Source organism: Corallococcus sp. CA054B, from assembly GCF_003611625.1.
GTDB lineage: Bacteria > Myxococcota > Myxococcia > Myxococcales > Myxococcaceae > Corallococcus > Corallococcus coralloides.
Genome location: NZ_RAVY01000191.1, coordinates 1 through 18454, shown reverse-complemented (window position 1 = coordinate 18454; position 18454 = coordinate 1). Strand labels below are relative to the sequence as shown.

Below are 18454 nucleotides of genomic sequence, written 5' to 3'. Positions count from 1 at the left end.
GGCGGGAACGGGGGAGGGCGCCGGCGCCGTCGTGGGGCCGCCGCGCGTCTCCCAGCTTCCGGAGTCGAGCGTCAGCAGCGCCAGCGGCGTGAAGAGCGCGTACGTCACCGGCATGAGTAGCGCCATGGGCAGGAAGCTCACGGGATGCACGCGCCGGTCCTCCGGCAGGTAGCGCGTCTCCATCCGGTAGATGAAGCCCAACAGGCCAATCACCAGGAAGTGGAACGCGAGGATGTCCCAGAACTCGCCGTTGAGCAGGTTGTGGACGATGACCACCGGATACGACAGCAGCAGCGCCAGCTGCGACACGTAGTGCACGGTGATGACCGGGTGCAGCCGCCACGCGTGGGACAGGCCGCAGATGAGGTCCACCAGGTTGGAGCGCCGCCAGCGCAGCTGCTGGCTGAAGTAGCCCGCGAGCGTGGAGGGCGCGGCCGTGAAGCAGAACGCGTCCAGCGTGTAGACCGTCTCGTAGTCGTGCTTGACGATCTGCCGCGTGAGGAAGCGGTCCTCGCCGTACTTGATGGGGATGCCCGCGATGGCGCGCGACTCCAGGATGGGCTCCAGCTCCAGCAGCACCGAGCGGCGATACGCCGTCAGGCAACCGGACAGGCACATCACCTGGCGGAACGAGCGCTCCAGGTCCTTCAGCCACTTCTGGGCGAAGTGGAACTTGATTTCGATCATCCGCGTCAGCCAGTTCTGGTGACGGTTGCTGACGAAGGTGCGCCCGCCCACCGCGGCCACGTTGGGATGCACGAAGCGGCGGATGAGCTGGCGCACGGCGCTGCGTTCCACCACCACGTCCGAGTCCACGGAGACGATGATCTCCGCGTCCTCCGCGGCGCGGACGCCCCGGTTGATGCCCTTGCGCTTGCCCATGTTCTCCGGGTTGCGCATCACCCGGACGTTGGGGTGGCCCTCCGCGGCCTTGGTGGCCCACGCGAAGCTGTCGTCGCGCGAGCAGTCATCCACGACGATGATCTCCAAGAGCTCGCTGGGGTAGTCCTGGTCCAGCAGCGCCTTGACCGTGTGGTAGATGCCCTGGCCTTCGTTGAACAACGGAATGACGATGGCGACTCTCGGGCGATAGGTGTCATCCACCCGCTCGAACCGCCGCCCCTTCAGCCGCCGCAGGAAGGGGCCGAGGATGTAGCGGTTCATCAAGACGACGATGAACAGCAAATGGATGGGAAACAGTTCCATCGGTCCCGCGCGCCCCCTCACGCCCCGGAAGGGCCCCGGGAACCTCCCGGAGCCCTTCCTTCCGTCCCCAGACGGCCGCTCCACCCCTGTGAAGCGCACGGAAGGTTGGGGTGCCTCGTACGTCCCGCCAACTGTCCGGGACCGGTGGGCTGCCCGGTGATGGAAACCGGGCGGCGCGGGCCTTCAGCGCGGGCTCAGGCCTCGCGTGGCGGAGGCGTGCTTCAGGTGCCGACGAGCAGGATGGTCATGGGCACACTGACAGGAGCGCCCAGCTCGGGGCAGGTCATCTTGTAGTTGCCGTTGAGGGTCGCTCCGACCTTGGCGTCCTTGGAAGCCTTCCCACCCGTGCCGCCGGTGATCTCGAAGGAGATGTCGCAATCCATCTCCACCTCCTCTGGCAGGGGGAAGACGCAGGAGCCCGGGCTCACCGTGAAGGTGGTTTCGCCCGTCATGGTCGCGGTGAGGTCGCAGTCGAAGAACAGGAGGTCCACGTTCAGGCGGTCACTGTTCGCGGCCTCGGTCAGGATCAGGTTGGTCGCTGACGGTTCGGGGGTCTCGGAGACGCCGGAGACGGACAGCGTCATCAGGACGGGGTGGGTGCCCGTGACGTTGGCGCGTGCGTTCTTGAGCTGCCCGTCGTCCGTGTCATCCGTGTCATCCGAGCCGCATGCGGCACAGAAGAGGGAGAGGGCGGCGGCGGATGTCAGGGCGAGGAAGCGGCGCATGGGTGGGGCCTTTTCGGAGGGATGACGGCCGCGGGGGACGTGGCCGCCGGGTTGATGATCAAGTGGGCTGCGTGCGCGGCAGGGCCCGCGCCAGGGTCAGGTCGCGCTCCAGCTCCGCCTCCCGCGCCTGGCGCAGGGCCGGGGAGGGGAAGGCGATGGCCGCCAGCGATTCGGTCGCGGCGGCGGCGATGCGGTCCACGCCGTCCCGGGAGATGACGCCCGCGTGGAACGCGTCCACCGCGGCGCCCACGTAGGTGTCGAAGAAGAAGACGTGCTTCGCGCGCCAGCTGTCGCGCTGCTCCCGCGGCGTCGCCACCACGTCGTGGATGAACACGGCGCGCACCGCCTGGGGCAGGGACTCGCGCATGCGGGCGCCGAACTCCACGTCGCCCTGGCCGCTGTCGCCCACGAAGACGAAGCCGTACTCGGGGAAGAGGCGCGCGTACTGTTCGAAGTTCTCGAACTTCTTCTGCGCGATGCGCGTGTTGCCCACGAGGTAGAAGAAGCTGCCGGAGAGCATCACCGCCAGCGGCACGCCGCGCTTGCTCAGCGAGTCCAGCGTCGCGTTCTCGATGAGGCCCAGCGGATCCTGCGGACGCGCGCTCACGAAGACGAGGTCGCCCGCGCGGCCCGGGATGATGCCCGGCCCCCGGTCCAGCTCCTGGTAGAACGCGAGCACGCCCGGGTACACCGTCTTCGGTGGGTAGCGCTTGTCCACCCAGTTGGCGAAGAACGTGTCGTCGATGTCGCTCAGGACCTTGTTCTCGCCGCTGGGGAAGGCGTCCGCCTCGCGCTGGAAGTGGGTGAGCAGCTCCGCGCGCACCACCACGTCATCCACGTCGTCGAACACCAGCTTGTGCAGGTCGTGGTACTCGCCGCCCGCCTCCAGCAGGTTCTTGAACCCGGTCAGCTCGCGGCCCTTGAGCCCCAGGAACAGGTCGCGCAGCCGCGCTTCCGCCTGGGCGTGCGTGGCGCCCTTCTGGAGCGCGGTGGCCAGCGATGCGCGCACCGGCAGGGACAGCTCCGCCGCCCGGCGCGTGCACAGGAGGTCCAGCAACTCCGTGTGGTGGTCCGGGCCCACCAGCCGGTCGTCCAGGTCCGACAGCAGGCGCACCAGGTCCACGTTGGACAGGAGGAAGTTCAGCTCCTCGCGGGTGGCGCCCTCCAGCAGGTCCAGGATGCGGCGCTCGTCGTTCCGGTCCGTGTGGCCCGTCATGTCCCGGCGCAGCGCCTGGAGCTTCGTCGTCGCGGTGGTCAGGTCCATGCGTGTCCCTCCCGGGGCTTGGGGCCGCGAAGCCTACGCGCCCGCCGAGCGGCCGGACCAGCCCCCGTGACAGGCGCGACGGTTCCTGATTGCCTGCGCGACATGACGGTGTCCCCTTCCTCCACGCCCCTCGACCTGCGCCCCGACGAGGTCCACGTGTGGATCGTCGAACCCGAGCGCATCGACGACCCGCGCCTCCTGGAGGCCTACAAGGCCCTGTTGGACCCGAGCGAGCGCGAGCGGCAGCGGCGCTTCCACTTCGAGCGGCACCAGCGGCAGTACCTGGTGTCCCACGCGCTGGTGCGGCTGACGCTGTCGCGCTACGCGCCCGTCGCGCCGGAGGCCTGGCGCTTCGTCCCCAACGAGTACGGCCGCCCCGCCATCGTCGGCCCCGAGGGCCAGTGGCTGCGCTTCAACCTGAGCCACACGGATGGCATGGCCCTGGTCGCGGTGGGCCGGGACGTGGACCTGGGCGCGGACATCGAGGACGCGGAGCGGCCGGGCGAGACGGTGGAGATCGCCGACCACTACTTCGCGAAGACGGAGGTGCAGGCCCTGCGCTCGCTGCCCAAGGAGCGCCAGCGCGAGCGCTTCTTCGAGTACTGGACCCTGAAGGAGGCCTACATCAAGGCGCGCGGCGCGGGCCTGTCCCTGCCGTTGGATCAGTTCGGCTTCGACCTGATGCCGGAGCAGATGCCTCGCATCAGCTTCGACCCGCGGATGAACGACCTGCCGGACGTGTGGCAGTTCATGCAGCACAAGCCGTCCGCCCGGCACCAGGCGGCGGTGGCCTTCCGCAGGCCCCGGAGCGGTGCGCTCACGGTGCGCTGGCAGCACACCGTGCCGCTGTCCGGCGACATGGCCCCGGTCATCAAGACGGCCTAGCGGGCGTTCGGGATTTCGGAATTTCCCAGCTCAGAAGCGGACTTCGTGCGGGCCGTCGCCCCGTACCCCTTGCCCGTCCCGGGATGGGCCTCGTGGTCGCCCATCAGCTTGCGGAACGGTCGCGGGACAGGGTGGACCGGTTCAGCCGGCGGGATGGGGCGGCGCTCGGCAGGAAGGAGCTTCAGACTGCCCCGGACCGAGCCGAGCCCAAGCAACTGCGTGCGAATGGCGCGGCCCAGGACTTCGGCGAGCAGCGAGGGGACAGCGTTGCCGAGCTGGCGCTGGGCCGAGGTACGGCTACCCTGCACCTGCACGTCATCGGGGAAGGTCTGGATCCGCGCCAGCTCCCGCAGGCTCAACCGCCGGTTCTCCCAGTGGAAGGGCCCGACGGACGGGCCCGGCTGGGCCTGGATGGTCCAGGAGGGTCGATTCTTGGCGAGCTTCAGTAGAAAGGTCCAATACCGCCGCCGCCAGCCGAAGAGCGGCAACCCACCACCCCGGTCGGTGTGGAAAAGGTAGTTCTGGCCCTCAGGGATAGAGGGCAGCAAGCCAGCCCATTTGCCCCGCACCGCCAAGTCCTCATCGGCGCTCGGCTTGAGATCACCAATCGCCTCCCAGGCCGTGCGGTACTGGGGCAGTCCTACCATCGGCAGATCCCCCTCTGAGCTGGGCTCCACGTGCGTGGGCGCCGGGAAGCGGAAAGTGGCGCCATCGCGCGAGGCGACCAACACGAATCGTTCGCGCATCTGCGGGACGCCATAGGCAGCCGCGTTGAGCACCTGGAAGTGCGGCTTGTAGTTGCTCTTGGTAGCCGCGTTGATGCGCTCGATCTTCTCCAGCAGTAACTGCAGCCCCTCGTCCTTTCCCGAGAAAGCGAGGCCCGTGACATTTTCCAGCACGAAGACCCGAGGGAGCGCCTCCTCCACGAGCCGCATGTACGCGGCGAGCGTGTCAGCGCGCGGGTCGTCGAGCCGACGGGCATCGCCGCGTGCCCAGTAGCCGGACTTCGAGAAAGGCTGGCACGGAGGACCGCCGATAAGCAGGTCCGCCTCGCCGCGCTTGAGACCACCTACCTCTAGTAGCTCAGGTGTCGGGACATCGAAGACACTCCGCTCAATGACCGACCAGTCCGGCCGGCTGGCACGCAGGGTCTCGCAGCAGTCGTGATCGAACTCGAGCGTGACGGCGGTGTCGAAGCCGGCCGCCTCGAACCCGTAATCCATCCCGCCCGCGCCACTAAAGAGGCTGATGACCTTCGGCTTACCCATGTCAGCGCACCACTAGCACGTTGGGGGGACATCGCCATCTGGAGACCCATGGCCACCATGCGTACGTGGACGCCCCTCATCAGGGGGAGGCCCCTCTTGCCTGCGGCGCCGGCCACCAGACAGCGCCCACACTGTCGCAGGCAGTCCTCAGGCCACGGTCCGGAGGACGCTCTGCACGTCATACAGCCAGCGTTGGTCAACCCGAACATTGCTGGCCAGCTTCCCTGTGCATTTGGGATGCCCGTCGAGCGCAGTGGTGGGGGCGAACCGGAACTCCCACTGCAGCGTCACGGCGTGGAGGCACGCGGCCACGACATCGAAATCGTTAGGGCTGTAGTAACGCGAGCAAGGATCGTCCTTCGCGGCGCGTGTCCGCTGGAAGTCGACACGCGCCACGTTCCCTGAGGCCATGTTGCGTAGGACGTTCTTGCACTCAATGCGTAGAGGACGGCTGCCCTCGAACCTGAGGCTGACGTCCGGCTGCCCCTCCCCGTCATCGCGCACGCAGTCGGTGACCCCCGGTACCTGTCGCAGTGCGCGAACGAGATGCTCCTCCGCGACCCAGCCGCGGACTGCCATCTTGAGGCGTCGTGCGTTGGCAATGAGGTCGAGTACCTCATGCGCGTCAAGCTGGAACTCTTCCGCAAGAGCATGGAGGCGTGCTGTCGGAGGAGCAGGTGCCCACGGCCCATCTGCAGCCGACATCAGGCCTGATGGGGGAAGCGGCGTGGCGGCACGTTCCGCCAAGAGCTGGCGGTGCCCCTGGTCCTCCCCCAGAGCTTCACGCTCGAACCGTACGTAGCGAAGGAAGTGATTCGCCGTGCCCCCCACCAGGACTTCGACGGGCGTCTCCGGCGCGCCGTTGAACTCGCGCTCCCAGCAGTACCAGCCATGCCGCAGGATGGCCTGGGAGTGGTGTTCTTTGTACTCGATGCTGCGCGAGAACGGCGTCGGGTTGTGCAGGACCGGGTCTGCACCCACAAAGTGGCCCCGCTCGGGGTCGATGCCGCAGAAGAGCGTGGTGTACAGCATGTACGGGTCCTGCCAGATCGGATGGAGGCTCTTGAAGTCCGAGCCGTATTTGATCTGAAAGCGGTGCTCGTCAGGGGGCCTATTCCTGATGATCTGCGAGTTGGCGAAGAAGGCGTAGGCCACGATGCCCATCCGCTCCCCCGTCGATGTTTCGAAGGAAATGCAGAACGGCGCCTGGGTCGGCGGCGTATGAGCGAGGATCCGACAACCGGCCCCTTCAAGCGCGTCAAGCATGAACCGCAGCAGCGGCTCGCGATCAGCTCGCTTCACTGCGTAGACCCGGTAGTCCATGCGCAGAAGCGTAGGCCGTGTAGCCAAAACAGAGCTAGCGGCAAATCGGGGCGAGCAGAACGAAGGAGAGGAAGTGGGCGACGTGCTCGACGTAGGCGTCGCCACGTGGCGGGAGAGCTTGATTCGGCTGATAGGCCGCTGGCCGCATTTGCTTCGCAGCGCATAAAGACGGTTCAGACCAGGGGCTGAAGTCAGGAGGAGTGCGGGCCGTCCAGGTCCACACAACCTCCCGGAAGGGGACCGGGCTCGCGGTGCAGCTCCAGGACGATGTCCGGTGAAACGGCTGCGGCGAAGGCATCCTCGTAGCGCTGGTGGAGCGCGTCGTAGTCGCTTCGCTTGAGACGCAGGAGCCTCCAACTCGCCGCGACGGCCAGGATCGCACCGAGCGTGCCAGGGACGAGCCTGTGCTGGAGGAACACGGCTGTCACGAGCGCGGCCCCGGCCATCACAGCGAGGAGCCAGCCCGTGCGGAAGGACTTCCCCATCCGCTGGTACCGCGCCAGCTCATCGGGAGTAAGGGCTCGCGATGCCTCCGCGTGGGCGCGCTGCTCATCCTCGGCGCCCTCCATCCGGTTGAGGTGGACTCGGACGTGATACCAGGAGGGCTCGACGTGGAACCTGTCCGCCTCGGACGTGATTTGGGGACGGGGATTGCGAAAGTCCTCGCACCCACCGGCCATCGCGGTTCCCGAACCGAGGTGGAGTCCCAGCTCGTTCCCGACCGTGTCGAACCGCTGCCAGAGTGCCGGGACGAACGGCTCATCGACGTGGAGCTGGATGAGGTAGCTGCCATCCGCGCTGGTGTGGATGGCGAGCACCTCCCCGCGCGCAGCGCTCTCCTCCAAGGCTTTGCCCTTGATGGGCCGGGCCGAGGAGGGGAGCCCGGCATCCCAGATTCCCACGCACGCGATGTCCGTCCCCGCGTGGATGAGGTACCGGGCCATGAGCGCCCTCTACGTCGCGGCCGTCATCCAGCGCGTCAGGTCCTCGCGCACGGCGGCCAGCACCGGCGGCCCGTGCGTGCGGATGAAGAAGTGGCCGCCCTCGAAGTGGCGGATGCGCACGTCGGCGGTGGACTCCTCGCGCCAGTGCTCGATCGTGTTCAACCCCACGTGCTTGTCCCCCTTGCCCGCGTACACGGACAGCGGGATGTCCAGCGGGGCCGTGTCCTTGCCGTTCTCCGACCAGGCCAGCGAGAAGTCCGCGCGCAGCGTGGGGAGGATGAGCTCCAGCAGCTCCTTGTGCTGGAGGACCTCCTCCGGCGTGCCGTCGTACTCGCGCAGCTTCGCGATGAACCCCGGATCATCCAGCGTGTGGATGGGCTCCCGGTCGTTGTGCGACGGCGGGGGCGCCGCCGCGGCGATGAAGCCCAGCGGCTTCGGGCCGCCCTGGCGCTTCAGCGTCCGGGCCACCTCCAGGCCGATGCGCGCCCCCATGCTGTAGCCGAACAGCGCGAAGGGCCGGTCCATCAGCGGCATCAGCGCCGGCATCAGCACGTCCATCAGCTCCGGCAGGGACTTCATCGCGGGCTCCATCAGACGCCGCTCGCGCCCGGGCAGCTGCACCGCGCACAGCTCCACGCCCGTGGGCAGCGCCATGCTCCAGGGCTGGTAGATGGCCGCGCTCCCGCCGGCGAACGGCAGGCAGAACAGGCGCAGGCGCGGCTCCGGGAGCGGCTTGCGGGACGGGAACCAACGGTCGAGGACGGGAGGGGATGCGCTTGCCATGGCGCGGCCGTCTATACCACGCGCCCCTCGCGCGGAAACCGCCTCCCGCACGGTGGGGGGGGGCCCGTGGCACGCACCCGGAGTGGACCGTGAAACATCCCTCCCAGCAGGTCCTCCGGTCATGTTTCACCGCCCCCTCCGGCATGTCACATCCGCCGTGTCTCACACTCGCAGAAGCGGAAACCTCCACGGCCACGGTTGGGCGTGGGACCGGTTGTGGTAGCTTGCCTGTCCGTGAGCTACGAGCTTTCACATCTTGAGGCGCTGGAAGCCGAGTCCATCTTCATCATCCGGGAAGTCGCGGCGGAGCTGGACCGGCCGGTGCTGCTCTTCTCCGGTGGGAAGGACTCCGCGGTGATGTTGCACCTGGCGGTGAAGGCCTTCTGGCCCGCACCGCTGCCGTTTCCGCTGATGCACGTGGACACGGGGCACAACTTCCCGGAGGTCATCCAGTATCGCGATGAACGGGTGGCGGAACTGGGCGCGCGGCTCATCGTCGCGTCCGTGCAGGAGGCCATCGACGCGGGCAGGGTCACGGAGGAGAAGGGTCCTCGCGCGTCCCGCAACCGCCTGCAGACGCAGCCCTTGCTGGAGGCCATCGAGAAGAACGGCTTCAACGCCGTCTTCGGCGGGGCCCGGCGGGACGAGGAGAAGGCCCGCGCGAAGGAGCGCGTGTATTCCTTCCGCGACGAGTTCGGCCAGTGGGATCCGAAGAACCAGCGGCCGGAATTGTGGGCGCTCTACAACGGCCGCCACCGCCGCGGGGAGCACCTGCGCGTGTTCCCCCTGTCCAACTGGACCGAGCTGGACATCTGGCAGTACATCGGCCGGGAGAACGTGGCGCTGCCGTCCATCTACTACACGCACCGGCGCGAGGTGTTCCGCCGGGACGGGATGCTGATGGCCTGGTCGCCCTTCATGTCCATGATGCCCGGCGAGACGGTGACGACGGAGACGGTGCGCTTCCGCACCGTGGGCGACATGACGTGCACCGCGTGCGTGCCGTCCACCGCGTCCACGGTGGAGCAGGTCATCGCGGAGGTGACGGCCTCCCGCGTGACGGAGCGTGGCGCCAGCCGCGCGGACGACAAGTTCTCTGAGACGGCGATGGAAGACCGCAAGCGCGAGGGATACTTCTAGTGGAACTGCTGAGATTCGCGACCGCGGGCTCCGTGGATGACGGCAAGAGCACCCTCATCGGGCGGCTGTTGTACGACACGAAGTCCATCCTCGAGGACCAGCTCGCCGCGGTGGAGCGCACGAGCCACGCCCGGGGTGACGAGTACGTCAACCTGGCGCTGCTCCTGGACGGCCTGAAGGCCGAGCGCGAGCAGGGCATCACCATCGACGTGGCGTACCGCTACTTCTCCACGGCGAAGCGCAAGTTCATCATCGCGGACACGCCCGGACACCTGCAGTACACGCGCAACATGGTGACGGGCGCGTCCACGGCGGACCTGGCGCTCATCCTGGTGGACGCGCGCAAGGGCGTGCTGGAGCAGACGCGCCGCCACGCGTTCATCGCGTCGCTGCTGCGCGTGCCGCACCTGGTGCTGTGCGTGAACAAGATGGACCTGGTGGACTACGACCAGGGCGTCTTCGACCGCATCCGGGAGGAGTTCCGCCAGTTCTCCATGAAGCTGGACGTGTCCGACCTGTCGTTCATCCCCATCTCCGCGCTGGGCGGGGACAACGTGGTGTCGCGCTCGGAGAAGATGCCCTGGTACCAGGGCCCCACGCTCCTGCACCACCTGGAGAACGTGCACATCGCGTCCGACCGCGACCTCATCCACCTGCGCTTCCCCGTGCAGGGGGTCATCCGGCCGGCGTCCGCGAAGAAGTTCCACGACTACCGCGCGTACTCCGGGCAGCTCCTGGGCGGCGTGATGCGCCCGGGCGACGAGGTGATGGTGATGCCGTCCGGCTTCACCACGCGCATCAAGGCGCTGGAGCTGGCCGGCAAGCCGCTGAAGGAAGCGTTCCCGCCCATGTCGGTGAACGTGTCGCTGGAGGAGGAGCTGGACATCAGCCGCGGCGACATGCTGTGCCGCCCGGGCAACCCGCCCACCGCGAGCCAGGACATCGACGCGATGGTGTGCTGGCTGTCGGACTCCACGCAGCTCAACAGCGGCTCGCGGCTGGCCATCAAGCACACCACCCGCATGGCGCGCGCCATGGTGAAGAACCTCCACTACCGGCTGGACGTCAACACCCTGCACCGCGACGAGCAGAGCTCCGGCTTGAAGCTCAACGAGGTGGGCCGGGTGACGCTGCGCACGACGGTGCCGCTCTTCTTCGACGAGTACCGGCGCAACCGCAGCACCGGCAGCTTCATCCTCGTCGACGAAGCCACCAACGCCACCGTGGGCGCGGGGATGATCAACGGCCCCGCCGTGGACAGGTAGAAGGGAATGGCGATGCAACAGCGTCCGGGCTTCATCCTCTGGTTCACTGGCATGTCCGGCGCGGGCAAGAGCACGCTGTCCACCGCGGTGGCACGGCAGCTGTCGCCCGTGCAGCGCGTGGAGCTGCTGGACGGGGACGAGGTGCGCACGTACCTCTCCCGCGGCCTGGGCTTCAGCCGCGCGGACCGCGAGGAGAACGTCCGGCGCATCGGCTATGTGGCGCGCGTGCTTGCCAAGCACGAGGTGGGCGTCATCACCGCCGCGATTTCCCCGTACAAGAGCTCCCGGGACGAGGTGCGTGCCCTGGCCACCCAGGCCGGCATCCCGTTCCTGGAGTGCTACGTCCAGGCCAGCCTGGACGCGCTCATCGCCCGGGACGTGAAGGGGCTCTACAAGAAGGCCCTGGCCGGGGAGATTCCCCACTTCACCGGCGTGTCGGACCCGTACGAGCCGCCCGAGTCCCCGGAAATCACCGTCCGCTCCGACGCGGAGACGGTGGAGGCGGGGGTGGAGCGCATCCTCGACACGCTGAGGGACCGGGGGCTCCTGGCTCCGGCCGCGAGCGCCGCCTGAGACGGCCGGGCCGGTTCCGGCCGTCGCTTTTCGGCTAGGCTCGCGACCCGGGAGGGGGTCCCAAGGCCGTGCCGATGCTCGTCTACAACCCAGGGCAGCCGGATGAGCTGTCCTACCCGCTGGGGGACGCGCCCATCACCATTGGCCGCGCGGACGACCAGGGCATCTGCATTCCGCACCGCAGCCTGTCGCGCCAGCACGCCCGCATCGAGCCCTCCGACGGGCGCTTCTTCGTCACCGACCTCCAGAGCAAGAACGGCACCTTCGTCAACGGCGTGCAGATCCGCCGCAAGGAGCTGCGCCCCGGCGACACGCTGACCCTGGGCGAGCTCGTCTTCCTGCTCACCCACGAAGCGCCACCGGCCGTGCCCGCGGGCCCGCCCGGCTCCGGCTCGGCATCCGGCGCCTCCGGCGAACCCCGCCCCCAGCTCACGCGCGCGCTCACCCGCGTGCCGCTGAAGACGCTGGTGCAGGCGGTGTCCGGCTCGGAGAAGTCCGCGGAGGAGGCCCCCGGCACCGCCACGCGCGCCCGGGAGCGGATGCGCATCCTCCAGGAGGTGGCGAAGCTGTTGTCCGTCACGGACGACCTGGAGGCGCTGCCCGGCAGGGTGCTGGACCTGGCGTTTCAAATCCTCCACGTGGAGCGGGGCGCCATCCTGCTGGTGGACGAGGGCACCGGGAAGCTGGAGCCGCGCGTGACGAAGACGGCCGAGGGCACGGCCGTGCGCGGGCCCATCTACAGCCAGAACATCGTGGACTTCGTGCTGCGCCGGAGCGTGGCGGCGCTCTTCTCCGACGCGGTGAATGATCCGCGCCTGGGCGCCGCGGAGTCCGTCATCTTCAGCTCCATCCGCGCCTCCATGTGCGTGCCGCTCAAGCCCCGCGACGAGGTGCTTGGCGTGCTCTACGTGGACAACGTCTCCACGCCCAAGTCCTTCTCCGAGGACGACCTGGAGTTCCTCGTCGCGTTCGCGGGGCAGGCGGCGCTCGCGCTGGAGAACGCCCGGCTCTACCGCCGCATCGAACAGGAGACGGTGCAGCGCATGCAGCTCATCATGGACGCGAAGCTGGCCTCGCTCGCGGCGCTGGTGGGCGGCATGGCGCACGAGCTGCGCAATCCGCTCAACTTCATCAGCAACTTCGCGGGCCTCTCCGTGGGCCTCACGGAGGACCTGGCCGGCGTGCTGGAGCCGCAGCGCGAGCGGCTGACGGCGGACTCCGTGCGCGACGTGGATGAGGCGCTCGCGTGCCTGCGCACCAACGTCCAGAAGATCAACGAGCACGGCCGCCGCGCGGACGCGCTCATCCAGAACATGCTCCAGCACGCGCGCCGCTCGCCCGGTCCGCGCGAAGCGGTGGAGCTGAACGCGCTGGTCGCGGAGAGCGTCGCGCTGGGGCAGGGCGGCATGCGGGGCGAGCCCCTGACCGTCCACCTGGAGGCCGAGTATGACCCGGCCGTGGAGCGGCTGGAGCTCAGCCGCGCGGACGTGGGCCGCGTCATCATCAACGTCGTGGACAACGCGCTCTACGCCATGCGTCAGAAGCGCCAGGCGCAGGGCGCCGCGTATGTGCCGGTGCTCAAGGTCCGCACCCTCGCGCGTCAGGACCAGGTGGAGGTCCGGCTGCGCGACAACGGGCCGGGCATCCCCGCGGAGAGCGCGGGAAGAATCTTCGACCCCTTCTTCACCACGAAGCCGCCGGGGCAGGGGACGGGGCTGGGGCTGTCGCTCAGCCATGACATCATCGTGCAGGGCCACCAGGGCACGTTCCGCATGGAGACGGTGCCGGGTGAGTTCACGGAGTTCGTCATCACCCTGCCCAGGCGGGGGGGACGGTCACCCATGGAGCGAGGATCGGGAACGCGATGAAGAACCTCATGGATCCTGCGCTGCTGGAAGCCTTCCAGGGCCGGTACGAACTCCTGTCGGAGTTGGGCGAGGGCGGCTTCGGCCGCGTCTACAAGGCCCGCCAGGTGACCACCGGCCAGAACGTGGCGGTGAAGCTGCTGCGCCTGACGGACGGCGCGACGCCGGAGTCGGTGGAGCGCCGCAGCGCGCGCTTCGAGCGCGAGATGAAGCTGTGCGCGCAGATGCACCACCCGAACATCGTGCGGCTCATCGACTCGGGCCGCGCGCAGGGCGGCGCCGTCTACTCCATCTTCGAGTTCGTGCCAGGGAAGAACCTGGCGCAGGTGCTCGCGGAGGAGGGCGTGCTGGATCCGGTGGAGGCTCGCCACCTGATGCTCCAGCTCTTGGACGCGCTGGCGTGCGCGCACGCGCAGAACGTGGTGCACCGCGACCTGAAGCCCGCGAACATCATGGTCGTGCCCACCGGCGCCCGTCGCAACGCGCTGGTGCTGGACTTCGGCATCGGGTCGGTGACGGACGAGCTGACGCGCACGGAAGCGCAGCCGCGCATCACATCCACCAATGAGTCGCTGGGCACGCCGTCGTACGCGGCGCCAGAGCAGCTTCGCGGGCAGGCGCCCACGCCGCGCTCGGACCTGTACGCGTGGGGGCTGGTGTTCCTGGAGTGCCTCACCGGCCGCCGCGTCTTCGAAGGCGCCACCGTCGCGGAGGTCATCTTCCAGCAGCTCTCCTCGGAGCCGGTGCCCATCCCGTCGGCCATCGCCGCGCACCCGCTGGGCAAGCTGCTCCAGCGCGTCACCGCGAAGGACCCGTCCCAGCGGACCGTGTCCGCGGAGGTGCTGCTGCGCCAGCTGGAGGCGGTGGACGTGTCCAACCTGCCGCGCCGGCCCGCGCCCGTGCGCATCCAGCCCGCGGCCCCCAACGCGGAGACGGCGACGGTGGAGCTGTCCAGCCGCACGCCCAACGCCGTGTCCACGCGCTCGCGCCGGTGGGCGGAGGGCGAGCGCCGCCAGCTGACGGTGGTGTGCTGCACGCTGTCCGCCACGCAGACGGCGCCAGGGCCGGTGGACATCGAGGAGCTGGATCACGTGCTGGGCGCCCAGCAGGAGGTCTGCATCGAGATCGCCCGGCGCTACAACGGCCACATCGCCAGCGCGCTGGGCGACATCGTCCTCTTCTACTTCGGCTATCCGGCGGCCCGGGAAGACGACGCGCGGCGCGCGGCGCAGGCGGCGCTGGACATGGTGGCGGAGGTGAAGCGGCGCGGCCGTGCCATCGAGGCCGAGCGCGGCACGCGGGTGGAGATCCGCGTGGGCCTGCACACGGGCCTGGTGGTGTCGCGCGAGCAGCGGGATCCCACGCTCTCCGGCCTGGGCTTCGTGGTGGGCACCACGCCGAAGCTGGCCTTCCGGCTGTCCACCTCCGCGCCCTCGGGCGCCATCCTCGTCACGGGCGACACGCAGCAGCTGGTGCGCAAGCACTTCCCGCTGGAGGCCGCGCCCGCGTCGCCGAACGAGCTGCTGCCCCCGGGCCTGGAGACGTTCGTGCTCCAGGGCGCGGACGCGACGTGGAGCGGCACCGACGAAGCGCTGTCGCTGGTGGGCCGCACGCGCGAGCTGGACCTGGTGCTGTCGCGCTGGGAGCAGGCGCGCTCGGGGCAGGGGCAGGTGGTGCTGATTTCGGGCGAGCCGGGCATCGGCAAGTCGCGCCTCATGCGCGAGCTGGGAGACCGGCTGGGCGCGGAGCCCCACACGTGGCTGGAGGCCCGCTGCACGGAGGACAGCTCCGGCCAGGCGTATGCCCCGGTGGTGGACCTGCTCACGCGGATGCTGGATCCGAACCGCGACCTGCCTCCGGAGGGCCGGCTGACGGGCCTGGAGGCGCTCTTGTCCGGCTACAGCTTCGAGCTGCCGGAGACGCTGCCCCTGTTCGCGTCGCTCTTGTCCCTGCCGCTGCCGCCGGAGCGCTGGGCGCCGCTGGACGTGTCGCCCTTGAAGCACCGGGAGCTCACGCGCAACGCGCTGCTCGCGTTCCTCGCCGCGATGGCGGAGCGGCAGCCCGTGGTGCTGGCGCTGGAGGACCTGCACTGGGCGGACCCCTCCACGCTGGAGCTGCTCAAGGCGCTGGTGGAGGAGGTGTCCTCGTCGCGCCTGCTCGCCGTGTTCAGCGCGCGGCCGGAGCTGGAGCCGCCCTGGGCCGCGTCGGCGGTGACGCAGGTGCAGCTGGGCGCGCTGGCTCGCGCGGAGGTGGAGCGGCTGGCCACCGCCGCCGCGGGTGGCCCGCTCTCTCCGGAGGCGCTGGAGGAGATTTCCACGCGCACGGACGGCATCCCGCTGTTCGTGGAGGAGCTGGTGCGCACGCTGCGCGAGTCCGGCGCGCTGGTGGAGCGCGAGGGCCGCTTCGCGCTGGAGGCCAGCAAGGCGGGCCCCTCGGTGCCGGGCACGCTGCGCGATCTGCTCGTCGCCCGCCTGGACCGGCTGGGCCGCGCCAAGGAGACCGCGCAGATCGCCTCCGTGCTGGGCCGTGAGCTGACGCATGAGCTCCTGCGCCACGTGAGCCCCCTGACTCCCGAGGCGCTGGAGGCGGACCTGGAGCGGCTGGTGGGCTCGGGGCTCCTGCACCGCAAGCGCCGGCCGAAGGGGCCCGTGTACCTCTTCAAGCACGCGCTGGTGCGGGACGCGGCCTACGACTCCATGCTCAAGCGGTACCGCCAGCAGATGCACGCGAAGACGGCGGAGGCGATGGAGGCGCACTTCCAGGAACAGGTGGAGTCGCGGCCGGACCTGCTCGCGCACCACTGGGCCGCCGCGAACCTGAAGCGCAAGGCCATCCTCTACGCCCAGAAGGCCGCGTTCGCCGCGCTGGTGCGCTCCGCCTACCTGGAGGCCATCCTCTTCGCCCGGCTGGGCCTGTCGTGGCTGGACGCCATCGACGACCCGGTGGAGCGCGCGCAGCTGGAGCTGAGCCTCAACGGCGTGCTCGCGCCGGCGCTGATGTCCACGCAGGGCTGGCGCTCCCAGGACCTGCGCAACGTGGCCGAGCGCTCGCTGGAGCTGCTCTTCACGGTGGGGGAGAGCCCCTACGCGGCCCCGACGCTGTGGGTCCTCTCCATCTTCTACCACCTGGGAGGTGATCAGCGCCGGGTGCGCGGGTTGCTGGACCGGCTGGTCGCGCTGGCGCAGCGAAGCGGGGACGCGGGCCAGGAGGCGGTGGCGCTCACCATCCTCTCCAACATCGAGCTGCTGGAAGGCCGCCTGGGCGAGGCGAAGGCGAAGGCGGACCGGTGCCTGGCGCTGTTCGACCCCGTCGCGCACCGGATGCACCGCATCCTCTACGGACAGGACACGCGCGTGGGCGGCGAGTCCGTGCTGTGCCGGGGGAAGTGGCTGCTGGGCCTCCCGGACCAGGCGAAGGCGCACGGCGAGGCCGCGGTGGCGTGGGGCCGCGAGCTGAACCACGGCACCAGCATCGGCCTGTCGTTCATCTACCTGCTGCTGATTGCCCAGGAGCACGGCGACCGGACGGAGGCGCTCCAGCTCATCTCCCAGCACTCGGAGCTGTCCCACCGCTACGGTCTGATGGAGCAGGCCGCCTACGTGGGCATCCTGCGCGCCTGGGCCGTGAAGGACCTGGAGGCGATGCGGCGCGGCATCGCGCTGCGTGAGGCGTTCGGCACGGAGATGGACCAGCCAGCGTACTACGCCATGCTCGCGGAGCTGGAGCTGGAGCTGGGCCACGTGGAGGCGGCGCTCGCCTCAGTGGAGCGCGGCCGGCAGCGCGCGCAGGCCCTGGGCGAGGCGTACCACGAGTCCAAGATGCTCCACGTCAAGGGCCGGGTGCTGCTGCAACGGGATGGAAACACTGCACTCTCCGCGGAGACCTGCTTCCGGCAGGCGGCGGAGGTGGCACACGCACAGGGCGCGCGGATGCGGGAGCTGCAGGCCGTCACCGCCCTGGCGCGGGTGCTCCAGGCCTCCGGGCGACAGGAAGAAGCCCGGCAACGGCTGCAAACGGTCTACAGTACCTTCTCCGAAGGATGGGGGACACCACCCGTCTCGGAGGCCCGCGCGTTGTTGAATGCGCTGGGAGGAGAACGCTGACATGAGCAAGAAGAAGCCGGAGTCGAAGGCCGCGCCCGCACGGGCCCGTCCGGTGGCGCGCAAGCCCACGCGGGGCCCGGAGGCCAAGGCCTCGGTGAATGACTGGCAGGCCGTGTGGATGCGCGCCGTCGCGCTGGCGTGGAAGGAGCCCGAGTTCGAGGCGGCCCTCCAGAAGGACCCGCGCCAGGCTCTCAAGAAGCGCTTCGACTTCGACCTGCCCGCCAGCATCCACCTGAAGGTCGTCCCCTCCAGCGTGAAGGACGCGGCGGCGGACGGGACCTGGAAGGTGAACAGCGCGGAGGTGGAGCTGCACCTGCCGAAGAAGCCCGCCGACGTGGCGGACCACGCCGTGGCGCTCTCCAGCCTCACCGACACCCACAGCCGCTCGCACTGCTGCGGCAGCCCCTGCTGCTAAGGCGTCGCGAAGGGCGCTCTAGCGGTCCGGAGACTCGCCTCCCGACACCGCGAAGGCGCCCACGCTGGCCTCGCCGAAGCCGTCCACGCCCGCCACGCGCTGGAAGAAGTCCGGATCGCTCCGGCCCAGCGCGTAGGGCCGTAGCCCCATCGCGGTGGACACCAGGTAGAGCGTCTGCACCAGCGCTCCCGTGTCCTGGAGCACCAGTGAGTACGCCAGCGTCTCGTACTTCCACGCGAGCCGGGGCACGCGCGCGGCCACCACCATCAACACCTCCGGCCGCTCGAAGGGCTCCGCCGGTGCGCGGGCTTCATCCAGGAGCGCGTGGAACTCCGGCGTGGGGCCGCTCAGCTTCTCCAGCCGGTGGCCCAGCGGATCGTAGTGGTAGGCGCCCGGGGCCAGGCCCTGGCACTCGCCCACCATGGGGTAGAGCTCCAGCGCGTACACCGCGCCCGCGCCGGGGTAGGGCCGGTCGGTGATTTCGCCGTCCTGCGTGGTGCGCACGTCGCGCACGCGCGCGGCGCGGTAGAGCAGCTCGCCCAGCTGCTTCACGGTGAGCGGTGCGGCGCCCCGGCCTCGCAGGCTGCGGCGGGCTTCCAGCACCTCCGTGAAGGAGCGGTCGCCGCCCGCGCGCAGCGCCTCCAGGTCCGGCCGGTGCAGCTCCACGACCTCCTCGGTCACGGTGGGCTTGAGGG

15 protein-coding genes are annotated in these 18454 nt (G+C 69.6%); 7 read left to right on the top strand and 8 right to left on the bottom strand.

Annotated elements, in window-relative coordinates; genetic code table 11:
* The 3 genes from D7V80_RS32960 to D7V80_RS32950 form a co-directional block, all read right to left on the bottom strand.
* Positions 1–1206, bottom strand: a 1206-nt coding sequence (locus tag D7V80_RS32960; RefSeq protein ID WP_120591893.1) for a glycosyltransferase family 2 protein, incomplete at its 3' end; no start/stop codon positions are given.
* 221 nt (positions 1207–1427) lie between these two features.
* Complete coding sequence (locus tag D7V80_RS32955) at positions 1428–1931, bottom strand: hypothetical protein (protein WP_120591892.1); 504 nt, start codon at positions 1929–1931, stop codon at positions 1428–1430.
* A gap of 58 nt (positions 1932–1989) precedes the next feature.
* Positions 1990–3195, bottom strand: coding sequence for a phosphatase domain-containing protein (locus D7V80_RS32950; RefSeq protein ID WP_120591891.1), 1206 nt, complete (start codon positions 3193–3195; stop codon positions 1990–1992).
* Between the two features lie 102 nt (positions 3196–3297).
* On the opposite strand from D7V80_RS32950, the gene D7V80_RS32945 reads away from it, so the two are divergent.
* Positions 3298–4080 (top strand): 4'-phosphopantetheinyl transferase superfamily protein, encoded by a 783-nt coding sequence (locus D7V80_RS32945; protein WP_120591890.1) that lies wholly within the window; start codon positions 3298–3300, stop codon positions 4078–4080.
* Here the strand turns inward: D7V80_RS32945 and D7V80_RS32940 are convergent.
* The 4 genes from D7V80_RS32940 to D7V80_RS32925 form a co-directional block, all read right to left on the bottom strand.
* Positions 4077–5348, bottom strand: a complete 1272-nt coding sequence (locus tag D7V80_RS32940; RefSeq protein WP_120591889.1) for a DNA cytosine methyltransferase — start codon at positions 5346–5348, stop codon at positions 4077–4079. The genes D7V80_RS32945 and D7V80_RS32940 overlap by 4 nt on opposite strands.
* Before the next feature lie 147 nt (positions 5349–5495).
* Positions 5496–6671 carry a hypothetical protein gene (locus tag D7V80_RS32935; RefSeq protein WP_120591888.1) on the bottom strand — a complete coding sequence of 392 codons (1176 nt, stop codon included), beginning with the start codon at positions 6669–6671 and terminating at the stop codon, positions 5496–5498.
* Between the two features lie 191 nt (positions 6672–6862).
* Complete coding sequence (locus D7V80_RS32930; RefSeq protein ID WP_120591887.1) at positions 6863–7615, bottom strand: hypothetical protein; 753 nt, start codon at positions 7613–7615, stop codon at positions 6863–6865.
* 9 nt (positions 7616–7624) lie between these two features.
* Positions 7625–8398, bottom strand: a complete 774-nt coding sequence (locus tag D7V80_RS32925; RefSeq protein WP_120591886.1) for a thioesterase II family protein — start codon at positions 8396–8398, stop codon at positions 7625–7627.
* Positions 8399–8632: 234 nt separating this feature from the next.
* Here D7V80_RS32925 and cysD point away from each other — a divergent pair, with 234 nt between their 5' ends.
* The 6 genes from cysD (at position 8633) to D7V80_RS32895 (ending at position 17759) form a co-directional block, all read left to right on the top strand.
* Complete coding sequence (gene cysD, locus D7V80_RS32920) at positions 8633–9538, top strand: sulfate adenylyltransferase subunit CysD (protein ID WP_120591885.1); 906 nt, start codon at positions 8633–8635, stop codon at positions 9536–9538.
* Entirely contained in the window at positions 9538–10803 is a 1266-nt protein-coding gene (locus tag D7V80_RS32915) for a sulfate adenylyltransferase subunit 1 (protein WP_120591884.1), read from the top strand. Before cysD ends, D7V80_RS32915 begins: the two co-directional genes overlap by 1 nt.
* Positions 10804–10815: 12 nt before the next feature.
* Positions 10816–11376, top strand: coding sequence for an adenylyl-sulfate kinase (gene cysC, locus D7V80_RS32910; RefSeq protein ID WP_014397431.1), 561 nt, complete (start codon positions 10816–10818; stop codon positions 11374–11376).
* A 74-nt stretch (positions 11377–11450) separates the two neighbouring features.
* Positions 11451–13244, top strand: coding sequence for an ATP-binding protein (locus tag D7V80_RS32905; protein WP_120591883.1), 1794 nt, complete (start codon positions 11451–11453; stop codon positions 13242–13244).
* Complete coding sequence (locus D7V80_RS32900) at positions 13241–17344, top strand: TOMM system kinase/cyclase fusion protein (RefSeq protein ID WP_120591882.1); 4104 nt, start codon at positions 13241–13243, stop codon at positions 17342–17344. Before D7V80_RS32905 ends, D7V80_RS32900 begins: the two co-directional genes overlap by 4 nt.
* Before the next feature lies 1 nt (position 17345).
* Positions 17346–17759, top strand: a complete 414-nt coding sequence (locus tag D7V80_RS32895; protein ID WP_158616738.1) for a BMA_0021/BMA_0022 family TOMM bacteriocin — start codon at positions 17346–17348, stop codon at positions 17757–17759.
* A gap of 18 nt (positions 17760–17777) precedes the next feature.
* Here the strand turns inward: D7V80_RS32895 and D7V80_RS32890 are convergent.
* Positions 17778–18454 (bottom strand): SagB family peptide dehydrogenase (locus tag D7V80_RS32890; RefSeq protein ID WP_120591880.1); only part of this gene is annotated, 677 nt, incomplete at its 5' end.

Coding starts and splice junctions, on each gene's coding strand:
- D7V80_RS32955 (WP_120591892.1), bottom strand. CDS start 1,931: ATGCGCCGCTTCCTCGCCCTGACATCCGCCGCCGCCCTCTCCCTCTTC.
- D7V80_RS32950 (WP_120591891.1), bottom strand. CDS start 3,195: ATGGACCTGACCACCGCGACGACGAAGCTCCAGGCGCTGCGCCGGGAC.
- D7V80_RS32945 (WP_120591890.1), top strand. CDS start 3,298: ATGACGGTGTCCCCTTCCTCCACGCCCCTCGACCTGCGCCCCGACGAG.
- D7V80_RS32940 (WP_120591889.1), bottom strand. CDS start 5,348: ATGGGTAAGCCGAAGGTCATCAGCCTCTTTAGTGGCGCGGGCGGGATG.
- D7V80_RS32935 (WP_120591888.1), bottom strand. CDS start 6,671: ATGGACTACCGGGTCTACGCAGTGAAGCGAGCTGATCGCGAGCCGCTG.
- D7V80_RS32930 (WP_120591887.1), bottom strand. CDS start 7,615: ATGGCCCGGTACCTCATCCACGCGGGGACGGACATCGCGTGCGTGGGA.
- D7V80_RS32925 (WP_120591886.1), bottom strand. CDS start 8,398: ATGGCAAGCGCATCCCCTCCCGTCCTCGACCGTTGGTTCCCGTCCCGC.
- cysC (WP_014397431.1), top strand. CDS start 10,816: ATGCAACAGCGTCCGGGCTTCATCCTCTGGTTCACTGGCATGTCCGGC.
- D7V80_RS32905 (WP_120591883.1), top strand. CDS start 11,451: ATGCTCGTCTACAACCCAGGGCAGCCGGATGAGCTGTCCTACCCGCTG.
- D7V80_RS32900 (WP_120591882.1), top strand. CDS start 13,241: ATGAAGAACCTCATGGATCCTGCGCTGCTGGAAGCCTTCCAGGGCCGG.
- D7V80_RS32895 (WP_158616738.1), top strand. CDS start 17,346: ATGAGCAAGAAGAAGCCGGAGTCGAAGGCCGCGCCCGCACGGGCCCGT.